We start from the raw sequence: 15,335 nt of genomic DNA, 5'->3' as shown, positions 1-15,335 counted from the left end.
ACGCCCGCTACTGTTGTGTTATGTAAACTGCTGATTCAGCAACAGTAATATTCACATTTTTTTAATTGAAAAATCAACCATATTAGCGAATCACTTACTTATCACAGTCTGCAAAATTTCTTGATTTAAAGCTCAATATCTAGCCACTTCATTTATTTCGCGATCTTTGTCGCAAATACTGCTACAATTGCGCGCTTTCGTCGGATCAAATCCCGATAGACCGGTTTACTTTATTTAGGAGCCTACATGACGGTTCAAACTTTCATTCCTAATGGTGCCAAAGCTGCCTCAGAAAACACTGTCACCCAGCCAGCGCACACCCAAGATGTCTCAATCAAGAAATTGTATATTGAAACTCAAGGGTGTCAGATGAATGAGTATGACAGTCATCGTATGGCAGATCTTTTAGGCGACTCTCATGGCTATATTCTGACTACAGATCCGAAAGAAGCCGATATTCTACTGATGAATACCTGCTCGATTCGTGAAAAGGCTCAGGAAAAAGTATTTAGTGAGTTAGGCCGCTGGCGCAAGCTTAAAGAACATAATCCTGACCTGATTATTGGGGTTGGGGGCTGTGTTGCTTCTCAGGAAGGCGACAACATTCAAAAACGTGCGCCCTATGTCGATATGGTCTTTGGCCCACAGACTTTGCATCGCTTGCCACAGATGCTAGATCAACATCAGGATCAGGTCGAAAAACCCAAAAAAGATAAAATCAAACTGGTAGACATTTCTTTTCCAGATATCGAAAAGTTTGACTTTTTACCTGAACCCCGTGTCGAAGGCTTTAAAGCGTTTGTTTCGATTATGGAAGGTTGTTCAAAATACTGCTCATTCTGCGTCGTGCCTTATACTCGTGGCGAAGAAGTGTCACGTCCTTTGGATGATGTATTGGCTGAAATCGCAGGATTGGCTGAAAAAGGTGTTCGTGAAATTTCATTGCTCGGCCAAAACGTCAACGGTTATCGTGGTGAAACTTTCGAAGGTGGAATTTGTACCTTCCCTGAATTGTTACGACTCGTTTCAGAAATTCCGGGCATCGGACGTTTGCGTTATACCACTTCGCATCCACTTGAGTTCTCTGATGACCTGATTCAATGCTACCGAGACTTACCACAAATGGTGTCTCATTTGCATTTGCCTGTACAAAGTGGCTCAAATGCCGTGTTACAAGCAATGAAGCGTAACCACACCATTGATGTGTATATCGAGAAGATTGCAAAACTCCGTAAAATCCGCCCAGACATGCATTTATCCAGCGATTTTATTATTGGCTTCCCGGGCGAAACCGATGAGCATTTTGAAGAAACTTATCAATTTATCAAGGATTTGGATTTCGATCATTCTTATAGTTTTGTGTACTCAAAACGCCCTGGGACACCCGCGGCTGAACTAGAAGATACGACATCCGAAACAGTCAAAAAAGAGCGTTTAGGAAAAGTTCAACACTGGATCAAACAGTCTAGTATTCGTAAAACTGATGCCATGTTAGGTACAGTACAACGAGTATTAATTGAGAATGTTTCCGAGAAAAATCCAGATCTTTTAGTCGGGACTGCGGACAATACACGACTGGTTACATTTATCGGAGATCCTTCATGGGTGGGACGCTTCGCGGAGATTGAGATTACCGAGATCAAAACTTTGAATTTAGTTTATGGTGAACTCTTGAATCTTGAGCCTGACGTGGCGTAATGTAAGGGTATTAGAACAAGGCTAGAAAAAGGATAACTCTTTGACTGCAGCGATTCGACGTACCGTTACTTTTCCCGGCGTTTCAATGACCCGTTTAAAAAGCATGTTAGGTGCATACAACGGTCACTTGAAGCAGATTGAACAGCGTTTAGATGTACAAATAACTCATCGTGGTGACGCGTTCTACATCGATGGTGACATTGATGCAGTCGAACGAGCAGAATCACTGCTCCAGCGTCTTTATGATGAATCAGAAATTTCCAGCCAGATTAGTGCCGATATCTTACACCTGATGATTCAGGGCAGTCAGACTGATCGAGAGCTTATGGATGATTCCGAACAGGAACATACAGGTCTGGATAATGTCTGGCTACAAACTCCCAAAGGTCGTATTAACCCTCGTGGTACCAACCAAAAGCGTTATGTGCAGCGTATTTTACAAAGTGACATTTCGTTTGGAATCGGGCCAGCAGGAACAGGTAAAACCTATCTTGCCGTTGCTGCGGCTGTCGACATGCTGGAACGCAATGAAATCCAGCGTATCCTCCTTGTTCGACCTGCCGTTGAAGCAGGTGAAAAACTTGGCTTTTTGCCAGGTGACTTAGCTCAAAAAATCGATCCATATTTGCGCCCTCTTTATGATGCCTTATACGAAATGTTGGGTTTCGAAAAAGTAGCCAAACTGATTGAACGTCAGGTGATTGAAGTCGCACCACTTGCTTATATGCGTGGTCGCACACTGAATCATTCTTTCGTGATTTTGGATGAAGCGCAAAATACTACGCCTGAACAGATGAAGATGTTTCTCACCCGTTTAGGCTTTGGTTCACGTGCTGTCATCACGGGCGATATCACGCAAGTCGATTTACCACGCGGACAGCAATCTGGTTTAGCGCATGCTTTACGTGTACTAGAACCGATTAAAGAAATTCACATTACCCGTTTTCATTCACGTGATGTGGTACGTCATCAACTGGTTCAGAAAATTGTTGAAGCCTATGAAGGCTGGGACTCTGAACAAAATCGCTTAAGTGCAGAAGCACGTGCTGAACGCAAAGCACGACAAGAAGCCTTGATGAATGAACATGATGCCGCGGCAGATGCCCAGCATCAGGAAGTTTAATATATTCATCAAGTTGTCTATCAACTTACAAAATCAGGGGATTGCCATGCATTCCCCTATTTTTATGAAGGATCAGGTTTGAAGCTTAATCTTAGTTTACAACAAGAATTTAAATCTTCTGATTTAGTCTTGAAGCGTGTTCAACTTAAAAAAACCATTGAAGTGACATTACGTCATGTGGATATTGACAGTGATTGTGAAATTGGGATTGCCTGTGTCGATCATGAAGAGAGTCATCGTCTAAATCTGGAATATCGCGGTAAAGATAAATCGACCAATGTACTGTCTTTTCCGAGTGATATTCCTGAAGAAGTTTTACCTTTACTGGATGCCCGCCCTTTGGGTGACTTGGTCATTTGTATTCCTGTTGTGCTACAAGAAGCCATTGAGCAAGATAAAACAGCACACGATCATTTTATGCATATGCTGGTACATGGCACTCTGCATTTACTGGGTTATGACCATGAACTGAGTGATGAAGACGCAGAAGAAATGGAAGCGCTAGAAATCGAAATTTTAGCCAAGTTGGGATTGGAAAATCCATATTTGGAGCGGTAGCTTTCAGTATTTCAATGAATACGTCTAATGCACTTCAAACTCAGCCTGTGCTGGGTTAAATTTCCATGTTCGGATAATCCGTAATTCGGAAATATCTTTCATTCCTGCATCAAAACGACCAAACGGTGCGCCACGGCGTACCGATGCTTTGGCAGCCTCATCCAGTATTGGATGTCCAGAACTCTCGATTAAACGAATCGCACGAATGCCGCCTTGTGCATTCAGCACCACCATGAGTCGAACTTCACCTGCTAAATTTTGTTGTTTGGCTTCATCTGGATAATAACGGTTGCCATAAAGTTCCACTTTTTCACGAAATTTATTTAAATAGGCTGCTGATGCATCTTGCTTGGCTTGAATACCATCTACGGTTTTAATCCGTTGCTGTCGGCTAAAATTCTGCTGACGCTGTAAATATTGCGCCTCAATGCTCGCGACCATGGCTGCTTTAGCTTGAAACTGGCTTTGTAAATCATCCTGTGCTTTTTTTCGCTGGTTTTCTTCCGCTTGTTTTTGCCAGCTTAATACCGTCATCAGCACTTTTTCTTCAAATTTTAGCTCACGTTGTTGCTGAATATGGTCAAGGGTTTGTGTTGGTGACTCACCTGAGCTTTGATCAGGCATGGCTTTGGGCAGATCACTCGACATACGGTGTGAATCATGAAATTTTCCAGATCCTTTTTGATTTGCCTGTGCTAAAAAGTCGGCATGCTCAACCTGATCGGTACTTGGACGGATCGATACCGCAATTTCTTTGGTCGCAGTATCCGATGGCGCAGGCATGGCGAAATGAATCAGCAAAACGAAAATATGCAGCACGATTGCAATCGCAATTGCAGCCAATAAAATAGAATCCTGCCACCAGTGTCGAATCACTGGAAAATAACCTACATTTTTTTTAAACATTGTGTTCAACTAACAAAATGTTGCATCCCCACCTGTGAAAACAGGATAAAATAAAACCATTATTCATTTTTAAATAAAAGCGTGACCCACTTCAAAGCCAATAACAATAAGGTTTGAAGTTTTAAAAATGTAGCAATTAATTTTGCTAAACTGCAACAAATAAACTCATTTTTTTCATGTTTTAGATTAGATTGTAATTTTGCAATCGACCAAAACAGCTATTTTTTGGACAGCCTTTATGCCAACATTACTGTCATCGATTTCTAAACATTTGCGTCGAGCTTATGAAAAAGCCGAAGAATTTATCGAAGAAGAACGCGAAATTCCAGTTTCACAAGTATTCTTAAATGCCACCTTTAAACGCTATGTAACGGATAATCTCAGTTTTCTGGATGATTTACATGCCGATGTCTACGAGGGTTGGCTACGTTTGTATGCCAGTTTACATTTTAAAGGATTGAGTACCACACTTTCGGTCGATTTAAAGTTGATCCAAATGGAGCTCAATAAAGACACCCAACTTCTAGTCTTTGAACAAATTAGCGACACACAGGTTGTTGAAGCCAAATTTAAAAATACCTTACAGAAAATCGCATTTAACAGTTATGTTTTTTTCTATCACAAAATATTGCGCAAAGATCCGCTCGGCCCGATTCTTGAGCGTTTCGAGGTAGTCAAAGTCAAAGATGAGCTTTTATTTTTAGATTTAAATCGCTGGTTAGGCAAAAACCGTAGTGTGATCGATGCACTTTCCAAAGTTCATGTTAATCATGCACAACTGAGAGAAGCAGAGCTGGTGGTACTGGGCAATGTCAACTTTATGGCACTCTTTAATAAAGGACTGAGTAAGCCAAGAGATCAAGAGGATGCTGCCGAAGAAGAGTTAGAACTTGCAGAAACCACGGTCACTCCGATACGACAAAAAAATGAATAAGCTCAGAAACAAAACACGCATAAAGACATTAAATATCAACATAATGAAACAATGCATACGGAAATACTGCGTTTTTCTTCATCACGAAATGTAATACTATCTGGAATGATTGAAGACTCTTTCACTATTTCATTTATGACATCAGGAACTTTCTTATGGCACTTCATGTAACGAAAACCATGACTTTGGCAGCTAGTCTGACCACAGCACTGTTATTTACAGGCTTTTCCAGTCATGCACTCGCCATGAGTCCTTTTAAGGCAAGTTATCAATTTTCCTATAATGGGAAAAATATGGGTTCAGGAACACGAACCTTAAGCCAACAAGGCAATAACTGGACTTATGATTTTTCTGCGAAAGCAGGTGTGATTGCTTCTGCCAGTGAAATTAGTAAATTTAGCTTTAATAATGGGCAAATTAGTTCACAGCAATTTAGCCGTAGCAGTAAGATTCTGGTGCATAACAACACCATGAATATCAATTTCAACCCATCCAGCAAAACCATTAACACTCAAAAAGATGATAAAAAACGGTCGTTTGCTTGGAAAGCGGGGGTACTTGATGAACTCAATGCTGAATTACAAATTCGCGAAGATTTAAAGGGAAATGGTATAAAAGCCACCTACCCAATTGCGGATGCCAAAGGTATTGATACACGCCGTTTTGTGAAACAAGGGACTGAAAATATCAAAACCCCTTATGGTACATTCAATACCATTAAAGTCATTATTCAATATGACAATAAACCAGGTCGTAATACCACGTTTTGGTTAGCCCCTAAACTGGATTACTTACCTGTGAAAGTCAGTCATGTCGATGAGAAAACTTCTTATGGACTGCTCTTAACAGGTTATTCTGGTAAAACTAACTAAGAATTGTCGATTTTGGCTTGCATTTTTTTGGATGCTTTTTAAAATACGCTTTTGCTGAAAAGGCATCCGCCCTAGAGGATTCTCCCGTGCATGCACTAGAACAGAAAATCTTAACAGAAGGTATCGTTCTATCTGATCAAGTTTTGAAAGTCGACGCTTTCTTAAATCACCAAATTGACCCTGTACTGATGCAGAAAATTGGTAAAGAGTTTGCTGCTCGTTTCAAAGATGCAGGCATCACCAAGATTATTACCATTGAAGCATCTGGTATTGCGCCTGCGATTATGACAGGTCTTGAACTGGGTGTTCCTGTGATTTTTGCACGCAAATATCAATCATTGACTCTGAAAGATGACTTGTACCGTGCCAAAGTATTTTCATTTACCAAACAAACTGAAAGTACCATTGCCATTTCCAATAAACACATCAACTCAAGCGATAAAGCTTTAGTGATTGATGACTTTTTGGCAAATGGTCAGGCTGCTTTAGGTTTGATTGATTTGATTCATCAAGCGCAAGCCGAAATTGTAGGCGTTGGAATTGTGATTGAAAAATCATTCCAGTCTGGTCGTGATCTACTGATCGAAAAAGGTTATCGCGTTGAATCTCTAGCACGAGTTCAATCATTAACCGATGGTAAAGTGACTTTTGTCAAAGAATAATTCGAGCAGAATTCCTTGAATGATCTAAAAGAGCGCTTCGGCGCTTTTTTTATTTCTGTCAGATTTTAAACAGCGTCATTTAACGCTCATCACGCATTTTTCTGCTATTTTCATCATTTCATTTACAACTGCGCTAAACTATTGAGCTATGATTCGGCTAGAATGATTTGAAGAAAAATAGGAAATTGAATTACATGGGTAAAGCGCAAAAAGAAACGGAAACAAAAGTAGTCTGCCCTAAATGTGGTTCGACCGATCTTGAACAACGCAATCATGAACAAGTTTTACAAAAAGCTGGTGGTGTACTTTTAACCTCAGCAGGCGCAGCCGCTGGAACAGTAGGGGGTGCGGCCTCTGGTGCATCGATTGGTGCGGCCATTGGCACTGTCGCAGGACCTTTAGGGGTGATTGTAGGGGGAACAGTCGGAACCTTTGTCGGTGCGATTAGTGTTGGAATTACGGGTGGTTTTTTAGGTAATCGTTTTGGGAAAAAAGCGGGCGTAATGATCGATAAAAATATTTTTCAAGATTATAAATGCCTAAAATGTGGTTATCGTTTTAAGCAGTAGATTTCTTTCGGAAGTGCTTTTTATCTCTCTGCTACGCAGAAAAAAAAGAATAGTCCAACCGTTTTGAAAGAAATCTAGCCATTTGTCGCTTTAAAGTTTGTCCATTTGAAATGGCTCATTTTAAAAATCGATACATCGCGATTGGAATATAATTTAACACATCACTATGATCTGGATTTCAAGATAATTTCAGCGCAACTTCAGCCAAACGCTTGCCCATTGCTTCACACAATATTTTTTCATCCTGACTTAATTCCTGATCATGTCTTGGACCACTGACATGACTTGCGCCATAAGGGGTGCCGCCTGTTTTCGTATTAGATAGCGCGGCAATCGAATTAGGTAAGCCCAAAATCATCATACCGTGATGAAATAAAGGCGGAAGCATGGTCAACAGAGTACTTTCCTGACCACCATGCATAGAACCCGATGCAGTAAATACACACGCAGGCTTGCCATGTAATGCTCCATTTAGCCAAAGGCTCGTGGTTTGATCCCAAAAATACTTCATTTCACTGGCCATATTGCCAAAACGAGTGGGTGAACCCAGTGCCAGACCTGAACAATGTGCCAAATCATCTAAAGTACAATAGAGATCGCCTTCTGCTGGCACACTTGGCTGTGCCTCTGTAACGACCGTAGCCAGTTGCGGCACGGTTCGAATTTTTACTGGCATACCTGCGGCTTCTACGCCATTGGCAATGAGATGTGCCATCTGTTTGGTTGAACCATACTTACTGTAATAAAGGACAAGAATATAAGACTGCATAATTTTAAAATGAGGTATTAAAAACAAAACTATACGATATTTATGGCCTTTTTTGGTTAAGCTTTACATGGAAAACCTAAAAAGATCAAAAAAATGAGACTTTATTTTTATGCTGAATTTTTTAAAAAAGTTACCTTTTTACGATAAAACATGGTTTCAGTTTATCCTGTTTGTACTGCGTCGTTTTGAAGCAGATCGTTGTCGTGAACATGCAGGGGCACTGACTTACACCACGTTATTTGCAGTGGTTCCAATGTTGACGGTTTTTTTGGTGATTATCTCCTCCATTAAAGCACTTGAACCTGCTAGACAACAATTACAGCAGCTCATTTACAGTAATTTTCTGCCCAAAAGTACCATTGCCTTTGATCGAATCTTAAATTCATTTACCGAGAAATCCAGTAATTTGACTGTCATCGGGGTGTTATTTTTGTTTGTTACGACCGTGATGATGCTTAGTACCATTGAAACCGCATTTAACCGTATTTGGCGGGTGCGTGAAACCCGTGGTGGCATCGTCGGTTTTATGCGTTATTGGACCATTATTTCACTTGGGCCTATTTTATTAGGAAGTGCCTTCGTCATTTCTTCTGCTGTCGCATCCATGAATATCCTCAGCAATAATTTTGCAGGCTATGAGCTAAATGGTGCTTTTGTGCTATGGCTGATTTCATTTGGATTGACGATTATTGGATTTTTCTTTTTATATTGGACAATTCCAAATCGAACGATTCCCATTTATTCAGCCATCATTGCGGCTTGTTTTAGTGCCACACTCTTTGAATTACTCAAAAACATTTTTAGTTTCGCGATGTCTAATTTTACCAGTTATGAACTGGTGTATGGTGCTTTTGCTGCGATCCCCATCTTTTTATTGTGGATTTTTCTTTCATGGAATATTGTGCTTCTTGGCGTTGAAGTCAGCTATGCATTGACCGCCTTTCATTCACAAAAAATTCAGACTCGACACCCTGTGCTCATGCTATTGGATGTACTGGAACTTTTTTATAAAAAACAGAAACTAGGTGAAAGTGTGACGGATCTTGAAGCACTGGATATTATGGGGCGTGGTGAAATTGGACGCTGGCCAGGCTATGTGGAAATGCTAGAAAAGCAGAACTTGATCAAACGTACTGATAAAGATGAATATGTTTTAGTCAGAAATTTATCACAAGTCGATTTCTGGTCATTTTATACCGCTTTACCTTTTTCCTTACCGCGTCGTCAGGATGTTGGAAATATTCACCCTGATGATGAATGGATGCAAAAACTAGGGCCTGCCTTGATTGAATCGGATGATTATCTGGCTGCCAAACTGGCTATTCCTCTTTCAACTATTTTTGAAGAGAAATAATAATTTGAAGATATCGTTTGATTTAAAACGGTATCTTCATATTTAGATTTTAAGCCTCTTCGATTGTATCCAACCTGGCAGACTGACCACAATCACACCCAGCAACACCAAAGCCGTTCCAATCAAGAAATTTAGTTCCAGTTTTTCATTGAGCAGGTAAACACCAAATCCCATCCCAAAAATCGGGGTAAGAAATGAAAATACCCCTAAACGTGACGCCAAATATGTTCTTAATAGCCAGAACCACGCCAGAAAACTCGCAAAAGAAACGACAAATGTATGAAAAATCAGACTCCCCACTGCCAATGGAGTAAAGTGAATCTCAGTTTGCCCTGTAATCCATGCCACAATCATCAATACAATGAAACCACCCAACATTTGATAAAACATGGTTTGGGTAGCAGGTGCTTGGGAAAGTGGTGTCAAACGTATCGAAATGGTCGTTGCAGCCCATGCGATTGCAGCCATAAGTGCTAAACCGTCGCCCCACAAAATCGACTGTGTATCAATCCCCTGCACGGTCTGTGGTCGAATGAAAGTAAGGATGACTCCCAAAAAAGCAATGCCAATTCCTGACCATTGTAAAATGCTTAAACGTTCAGCGGGAAGTTTCCAGTGCAAACCCAATGCAACAAAAATGGGGGCTGTATAAAGTAATACTACGGTATGCGAAGCATAGGTATGCCGAATGGCTTCAGCGAGTAAAAAGAACTCAAGCGCAAAGAAAAAAGCCACCAATAGCCCTGAACGCAAATAAACGGGTGCCAAAAGTTGGATATTTTTTTCTCGACACAAAAGTGGTAAGACTAAAACTGCGGCTAGCCCTGAACGTAATGCGATTTGCATGATGGGTGAAATATCGGGAGCAGCCATTTTTAAAATGACTTGCTGTAAGCCCCAGATCATGCAGAGCACGACCATGAGACCAGATGCACGTGCATCTAACGCCTTCCGATCATCCACCGTCTATTCCTTTATTCAATCAATGAAAATGGACTATAGCGCTGACCTATTTAAATGATATAGTTCAAATCAGACAACTTATCACCCAATACAGGCAACTCAACTCAAATACCGCTATGAAAAAAACAGCGCATCTCATCAAAAAATTTTTGGAAATCCCTGCCTGTAATGATATTCCCGCACCGCTCTGGTGTCAGGTGAGAGATGCGCCTGCCGAAACCATTTATCCGCAACATGAACACGCATGGGGAGAATTTATTTACGCATATCATGGTGTTTTGGAGGTAAATGTCGATTCAATTCATTATTTAACCCCGCCGCCTTATGGTTTGTGGCTACCACCGCATTTAAAACATAGCGGACTGAATCGGACAAAAGTGACACATTGTACGGTGTATATTCATGAATCTTTATGTCAGCACATGCCAAAACATGCAGGAATTCTCCTTAGTTCTGCACTGGTTCCTGCGATTATGGAACACCTTAAAAATAATGTAGTGGCACAGACAGACCCAGATGAACATTTACGATTATTGTATGTGTTATTAGATCAACTTCAACATGCTCAAATTGTAGGAAGTTATCTACCTACAACGTCACATCCATTGTTACAGCCTTTACTTGACCATTTAAAACAAAATCCGTCTGATCATCGTTCTTTGGCAGAATTGGCACAACTGGTTAATACCAGCGAGCGAACGTTGGCACGCTATAGTCAAAGTGAACTTGGCATGTCATTACATGAATGGAGACAGCGCTTACGCGTCATGCAGGCTCTCCCCTTACTTGAAAAAGGTCATACGGTAGAAAGTATCGCGCTAGATTTAGGTTATGCCAGTGCAACAGCTTTTATTAATCTATTTAAACGCTGGATGGGCCTTACTCCTGATCAATTTAGAAAAACATTTTCGGCAGGGTAAATACATTTAATCGTTTTTCAGTAAAGACTGAATAAGACTAGAAAAATTGATCGCAGCTTGGGCATGCGTATTTCGTCGATAAGCAAGAGAGAACCCCACTACGGGTTTAGGTTCAGCCACTTGTAAATACTGTACGCCTTTAATGCCTAATTGCATGGCGGAGGCTGGCACCAATGACACCCCCAAGTTTGCGGCTACCAGTGAAACAATTGATACAATTTGTGGGGCACTTTGTCCAATTTTGGGTTCAAGTCCATGACTACGGCAGGCATCCAGTACAGCATCATGCAAACCTGCACTCACCGAATGTGCAGCCATAATAAAATTTTCATCTTTTAACAATTTAAGCTGGATGTCTTGTTGCTGATCAATCACATGTTCTAAAGGCATCACTACCACTAGCGGCTCGTACATTAAAGTCTGAATATGAATATCTATAGGCACATGGTGGGGTGGACGAATTAAAGCAATATCAAGCTGATCATTCAGCAATCGATCAATTAAAACCAAAGAATTTCCTTCTTCTAAACGAAGTTGGACTTTAGGGTATTGCTGCTGAAACAAACGAATACTATGAGGTAAGACTGGATTAAGCATGGCGGTTCCAGTGAAACCCAGACGTAATTGCCCTAGTTCACCGTTCGCCATTTGTTGAGCCAAACTCACAGCATCATCCACTCGCTGTTGAATCGGCTGTACCGCATTCAAAAAAACCTGCCCTGCGGCGGTCAATTCTGCACCATGCGACGAACGATAAAATAACTCTGTTCCAATCTCATCTTCCAGATTTTTGATTTGCATGCTTAAGGGCGGCTGACTAATCCCCAAACGCTGTGCTGCACGAGTAAAACTTTTTTCTTCTGCAACCACCAAAAAATAACGAATATGACGCAGTTCCATATATAAAACATATAGTGATTGATATTTATATATATTAGACAAATAATACTCAAATTGCTATTCTCACCCTGTTGGCAGCTAGGCAAGCACTGCCAACACACTCTCTTCTTTTTAAAAAACTCTGGTTTATTTCATGACGATTCCTTCAACAGTAAGCGAGTCTGAACGCGGTATTGATTCACCTCAAATTATTCATAAGGCCAATACTGAACATTGGATTAGCCGTGGCACAGCTGCTTATCTAAAAGCAGGGCTTGCACTGTTTTTACTCGGTTTTGCAAGTTTCTCCATGATTTACTGCGTACAACCATTGTTACCTGAATTTACCCATACATTTCATATCAGCCCAGGTACCAGTGCGCTTGCCTTGTCACTGACCACTGGATTACTGGCAGTTTCCATTTTATTGTCCAGTGCTTTTTCTCAAGCCTTAGGTCGCAAAGGACTGATGTTCGTTTCGATGGGCTTAGCCGCACTGCTGAATATTTTGTGTGGCTTTGCACCCAATTGGCATATTTTACTCATTGCCCGTGCGGTACAAGGTTTTGTGATCGGAGGCGTTCCAGCCGTTGCAATGGCATGGATTGCTGAAGAAATTCATCCAGCTCATTTGGGTAAAACCATGGGGCTATATATTGCAGGAACTGCGTTTGGCGGCATGATGGGTCGTGTTGGAATGGGTTTACTGACACAATATTTCTCATGGCGTGTTGCACTGGGTGTATTAGGTGTAATCTGCCTGATCTGCGCTTTAGGATTCTTATGGTTACTACCTAAATCTCAAAATTTTATTGCACAAAAAGGGATACAACTTCAGTTTCATTTATCTGCTTGGAAAAATCATTTAAAAAATCCTCGACTGGTTCGTATTTATGCGATCGGTTTTCTCATTACCAGTATTTTTGTCACCTTATTTAACTATGTCACTTTTCGCTTGGCTGCTACACCTTATCAACTCAGTCAAACCCAGATCAGTCTCATCTTTTTATCTTATAGTTTAGGGATGATTTCCTCATCGCTTGCAGGTTCTCTGGTAGACAAATTTGGCAGAAAAATGGCAATGTTGATGGGTTTTGGTTTTATGTTGGCGGGAATTCTGCTCACCCTAAACGCTGGTTTATTTGCGATTATTATTGGAATTGCAGCCATTACCACAGGGTATTTTATTGCACATGCTATTGCCAGCAGCAACGTTGGACTGGAAGCAAAACAGGCCAAAGGGCATGCAACTGCACTGTATTTGTTATTTTATTATTTGGGTTCAAGCATCATTGGTTCTGTAGGGGGATGGTTCTGGCAATACGGCGGTTGGCATGCTGTTGTATATCTGACACTGGCACTCGTTGCTGTGGCCATTTTTATCGTGATAACTGCGCTAAAACCTTTGCAAGCATCATCAAATCAATGATTTAAAAAAAATGGAGATCAGATTATACGAATTTCTCATCTTGATCATTTAGTGCTGACTGTTGCAGATATTGAAGCGACCTGTAACTTTTATCAACACGTATTAAATTTTGAAGTGATTGAGTTTGGGGAAAATCGCAAAGCGCTTAACTTTGGTTCTCAAAAAATCAATCTACACCAAGCAGGGCATGAATTTGAACCGAAAGCCGCTTTCCCAACCCAAGGTTCTGCCGATCTTTGCTTTATCAGCGAAACGCCGATAGAACACATCATTCAACAGTTAAAACAACTGCATATTAATATCGAACAAGGCCCGATCCAGCGTACAGGTGCAATGGGTGCTATTTTATCGGTCTATATTCGTGACCCAGATCAAAATCTGATTGAGATTTCAAATTATCTTTAAGTAATAAAAAGCCTGCTGAATATTGCAGGCTTTCTTCATCACAGCAAAATTAGGCTTTAACAAAGGTTTCCCAAACAAATTGTTGAGTTTTACCATTGAGCACCATTTTGAGCTGATCACCACGTTCCAGCGGCCCTACGCCTGCGGGTGTTCCAGTCATGACGACATCCCCAGCTTCTATCGTAAATGCCTGACTCATATCGCACAAATATTCACCAATACTCAATAGTAAATAGGCTGTATCACCCTGTTGGCGAACTGCATCATTAATATAAAAACGATAGGTCACATGTTTCCAGTCTTCAATTTCACTGACATCGACCCAATCGGCCAATACGCATGCACCATCAAAAGCTTTAGCTCGCTCCCACGGCTGACCTTTATTTTTTAGCTCAGTTTGTAAATCCCGCAACGTCAAATCCAGACCAATCGTGACCGCACCAATCGCGGTTAAGGCTTTTGCTGGATCAGTTTCATTCTTGAGCGGCTGATCGATTCGCAAGGTCAATTCACATTCAAAATGACAACTTCCATTCGCTGGATTCCATTCAATTCCATCCTGTAAACCAATCAAGCTACTTGGTGGCTTAATAAATAACACTGGACGATCGGGAATGGCATTGCCGAGTTCTTTGGCATGCTCAGCATAACTTCTACCCACACAAATAATTTTTGATGGTCGTGCGTTCATAAGACTTCCCTTTACATGGCGTTACGTGTTGATTATTTTTTAAAGGTGTTTTCAAACTGAGTTTGTTGTGTACTGTCGCTAAAGGCACGTTTTGGCACAATCACCACGGTACGATTTTTCAGTTCAATCATATAGGTCAATTTACCTTTGGCAAAATTGACCACTTCACTATACGCGAATTGTTGCTTATGACCATTCGCATAAAGTTCCATACGATCTTGATACAAGTCGATGCCCTGTTCACTTTTACCAAACTGATATTTGACAAACTGACGTTTAAACATCATCGGTAAAAACCAGTAACGCATCAAAATTTGCATCACCAGAAAAAAAGCACCGAGTGCCACGTAATAACGTCCAACACCAGAAAATCCGAGATAAAAACCCCAAATGATAATCGCAATACTAATCACGGGCGTAATAAAGCGAGTTAATTGTTTTTTTCCAAACGTCGCAAGTGCAAAGCCGTCTTGAGATTCTTCTAAATTGAGTTGATAACGCAATGAAATGGCGGGTTTCAGTTCTGACATAAAATGTTCAACATAAGCGATGAATTACCCTCAAAATACTACACCAGTTCGACTATTTTATTTAGCGCTTGAT

The 15,335-nt window shown here is 40.9% G+C and carries 17 protein-coding genes; 11 read left to right on the top strand and 6 right to left on the bottom strand.

From position 1 onward, the window contains the following. The first annotated feature begins 246 nt into the window (after positions 1 to 246). From miaB to ybeY, 3 genes are all read left to right on the top strand, one after another. A complete protein-coding gene (miaB, locus tag EGS47_RS10020) occupies positions 247 to 1,698 on the top strand; it encodes a tRNA (N6-isopentenyl adenosine(37)-C2)-methylthiotransferase MiaB (protein ID WP_119686865.1) in 1,452 nt (483 codons plus the stop codon). 40 nt (positions 1,699 to 1,738) lie between these two features. Next, positions 1,739 to 2,821 carry a PhoH family protein gene (locus tag EGS47_RS10015; protein ID WP_004985450.1) on the top strand — a complete coding sequence of 361 codons (1,083 nt, stop codon included), beginning with the start codon at positions 1,739 to 1,741 and terminating at the stop codon, positions 2,819 to 2,821. A 78-nt stretch (positions 2,822 to 2,899) separates the two neighbouring features. Further along, complete coding sequence (ybeY, locus tag EGS47_RS10010; RefSeq protein ID WP_004985442.1) at positions 2,900 to 3,379, top strand: rRNA maturation RNase YbeY; 480 nt, start codon at positions 2,900 to 2,902, stop codon at positions 3,377 to 3,379. 24 nt (positions 3,380 to 3,403) lie between these two features. Here ybeY and EGS47_RS10005 read toward each other — a convergent pair whose 3' ends face one another. Then, positions 3,404 to 4,285 (bottom strand): energy transducer TonB, encoded by an 882-nt coding sequence (locus EGS47_RS10005; protein WP_119686866.1) that lies wholly within the window; start codon positions 4,283 to 4,285, stop codon positions 3,404 to 3,406. A gap of 238 nt (positions 4,286 to 4,523) precedes the next feature. Here EGS47_RS10005 and EGS47_RS10000 point away from each other — a divergent pair, with 238 nt between their 5' ends. From EGS47_RS10000 to EGS47_RS09985, 4 genes are all read left to right on the top strand, one after another. Continuing rightward, positions 4,524 to 5,219, top strand: coding sequence for a hypothetical protein (locus tag EGS47_RS10000; protein ID WP_004985437.1), 696 nt, complete (start codon positions 4,524 to 4,526; stop codon positions 5,217 to 5,219). Positions 5,220 to 5,374: 155 nt separating this feature from the next. Further along, on the top strand, positions 5,375 to 6,091 hold the full coding sequence (locus EGS47_RS09995) for a DUF3108 domain-containing protein (protein WP_004985435.1): 717 nt from the start codon (positions 5,375 to 5,377) through the stop codon (positions 6,089 to 6,091). 86 nt (positions 6,092 to 6,177) lie between these two features. Further along, positions 6,178 to 6,753, top strand: coding sequence for a xanthine phosphoribosyltransferase (locus EGS47_RS09990; RefSeq protein WP_004985432.1), 576 nt, complete (start codon positions 6,178 to 6,180; stop codon positions 6,751 to 6,753). A gap of 194 nt (positions 6,754 to 6,947) precedes the next feature. Next, complete coding sequence (locus EGS47_RS09985) at positions 6,948 to 7,322, top strand: hypothetical protein (RefSeq protein WP_004985429.1); 375 nt, start codon at positions 6,948 to 6,950, stop codon at positions 7,320 to 7,322. Positions 7,323 to 7,500: 178 nt separating this feature from the next. Here EGS47_RS09985 and wrbA read toward each other — a convergent pair whose 3' ends face one another. Continuing rightward, positions 7,501 to 8,091 carry an NAD(P)H:quinone oxidoreductase gene (gene wrbA, locus EGS47_RS09980; protein ID WP_004985428.1) on the bottom strand — a complete coding sequence of 197 codons (591 nt, stop codon included), beginning with the start codon at positions 8,089 to 8,091 and terminating at the stop codon, positions 7,501 to 7,503. A 109-nt stretch (positions 8,092 to 8,200) separates the two neighbouring features. Between wrbA and EGS47_RS09975 the strand changes: the two genes are divergently transcribed. Next, positions 8,201 to 9,445, top strand: a complete 1,245-nt coding sequence (locus tag EGS47_RS09975) for a YhjD/YihY/BrkB family envelope integrity protein (RefSeq protein ID WP_004985425.1) — start codon at positions 8,201 to 8,203, stop codon at positions 9,443 to 9,445. 42 nt (positions 9,446 to 9,487) lie between these two features. Here the strand turns inward: EGS47_RS09975 and EGS47_RS09970 are convergent, their stop codons facing one another. Further along, entirely contained in the window at positions 9,488 to 10,408 is a 921-nt protein-coding gene (locus EGS47_RS09970) for a DMT family transporter (protein ID WP_004985423.1), read from the bottom strand. A gap of 116 nt (positions 10,409 to 10,524) precedes the next feature. Here EGS47_RS09970 and EGS47_RS09965 point away from each other — a divergent pair, with 116 nt between their 5' ends. Beyond that, positions 10,525 to 11,328 carry an AraC family transcriptional regulator gene (locus EGS47_RS09965; protein WP_125269610.1) on the top strand — a complete coding sequence of 268 codons (804 nt, stop codon included), beginning with the start codon at positions 10,525 to 10,527 and terminating at the stop codon, positions 11,326 to 11,328. Between the two features lie 6 nt (positions 11,329 to 11,334). On the opposite strand, the gene EGS47_RS09960 is transcribed toward EGS47_RS09965, so the two are convergent. Continuing rightward, positions 11,335 to 12,228, bottom strand: a complete 894-nt coding sequence (locus EGS47_RS09960) for a LysR family transcriptional regulator (protein WP_004995071.1) — start codon at positions 12,226 to 12,228, stop codon at positions 11,335 to 11,337. A 133-nt stretch (positions 12,229 to 12,361) separates the two neighbouring features. Between EGS47_RS09960 and EGS47_RS09955 the strand changes: the two genes are divergently transcribed. Beyond that, positions 12,362 to 13,636 (top strand): MFS transporter, encoded by a 1,275-nt coding sequence (locus tag EGS47_RS09955; RefSeq protein WP_119686868.1) that lies wholly within the window; start codon positions 12,362 to 12,364, stop codon positions 13,634 to 13,636. 24 nt (positions 13,637 to 13,660) lie between these two features. After that, positions 13,661 to 14,041, top strand: coding sequence for a VOC family protein (locus EGS47_RS09950; RefSeq protein ID WP_035271815.1), 381 nt, complete (start codon positions 13,661 to 13,663; stop codon positions 14,039 to 14,041). 49 nt (positions 14,042 to 14,090) lie between these two features. On the opposite strand, the gene EGS47_RS09945 is transcribed toward EGS47_RS09950, so the two are convergent. Further along, complete coding sequence (locus tag EGS47_RS09945; protein WP_005002057.1) at positions 14,091 to 14,732, bottom strand: fumarylacetoacetate hydrolase family protein; 642 nt, start codon at positions 14,730 to 14,732, stop codon at positions 14,091 to 14,093. A gap of 32 nt (positions 14,733 to 14,764) precedes the next feature. Further along, positions 14,765 to 15,262 carry a YcxB family protein gene (locus EGS47_RS09940; RefSeq protein WP_005002056.1) on the bottom strand — a complete coding sequence of 166 codons (498 nt, stop codon included), beginning with the start codon at positions 15,260 to 15,262 and terminating at the stop codon, positions 14,765 to 14,767. Between the last annotated feature and the right edge of the window lie 73 nt (positions 15,263 to 15,335).

Source organism: Acinetobacter sp. FDAARGOS_515 (assembly GCF_003938865.1).
GTDB lineage: Bacteria > Pseudomonadota > Gammaproteobacteria > Pseudomonadales > Moraxellaceae > Acinetobacter > Acinetobacter ursingii.
Note: the sequence above shows the minus strand (reverse complement) of the source record. Positions and strands in the feature narration are given on the sequence as shown.

What these genes read in the sequence shown, in the direction of transcription:
- wrbA (WP_004985428.1), bottom strand. Translation starts at nt 8,091, where the DNA reads ATGCAGTCTTATATTCTTGTCCTTTATTACAGTAAGTATGGTTCAACC.
- EGS47_RS09995 (WP_004985435.1), top strand. Translation starts at nt 5,375, where the DNA reads ATGGCACTTCATGTAACGAAAACCATGACTTTGGCAGCTAGTCTGACC.
- EGS47_RS09955 (WP_119686868.1), top strand. Translation starts at nt 12,362, where the DNA reads ATGACGATTCCTTCAACAGTAAGCGAGTCTGAACGCGGTATTGATTCA.
- EGS47_RS09940 (WP_005002056.1), bottom strand. Translation starts at nt 15,262, where the DNA reads ATGTCAGAACTGAAACCCGCCATTTCATTGCGTTATCAACTCAATTTA.
- EGS47_RS10005 (WP_119686866.1), bottom strand. Translation starts at nt 4,285, where the DNA reads ATGTTTAAAAAAAATGTAGGTTATTTTCCAGTGATTCGACACTGGTGG.
- EGS47_RS10000 (WP_004985437.1), top strand. Translation starts at nt 4,524, where the DNA reads ATGCCAACATTACTGTCATCGATTTCTAAACATTTGCGTCGAGCTTAT.
- EGS47_RS09945 (WP_005002057.1), bottom strand. Translation starts at nt 14,732, where the DNA reads ATGAACGCACGACCATCAAAAATTATTTGTGTGGGTAGAAGTTATGCT.
- EGS47_RS09985 (WP_004985429.1), top strand. Translation starts at nt 6,948, where the DNA reads ATGGGTAAAGCGCAAAAAGAAACGGAAACAAAAGTAGTCTGCCCTAAA.
- EGS47_RS09960 (WP_004995071.1), bottom strand. Translation starts at nt 12,228, where the DNA reads ATGGAACTGCGTCATATTCGTTATTTTTTGGTGGTTGCAGAAGAAAAA.
- miaB (WP_119686865.1), top strand. Translation starts at nt 247, where the DNA reads ATGACGGTTCAAACTTTCATTCCTAATGGTGCCAAAGCTGCCTCAGAA.
- EGS47_RS09975 (WP_004985425.1), top strand. Translation starts at nt 8,201, where the DNA reads ATGCTGAATTTTTTAAAAAAGTTACCTTTTTACGATAAAACATGGTTT.
- EGS47_RS09965 (WP_125269610.1), top strand. Translation starts at nt 10,525, where the DNA reads ATGAAAAAAACAGCGCATCTCATCAAAAAATTTTTGGAAATCCCTGCC.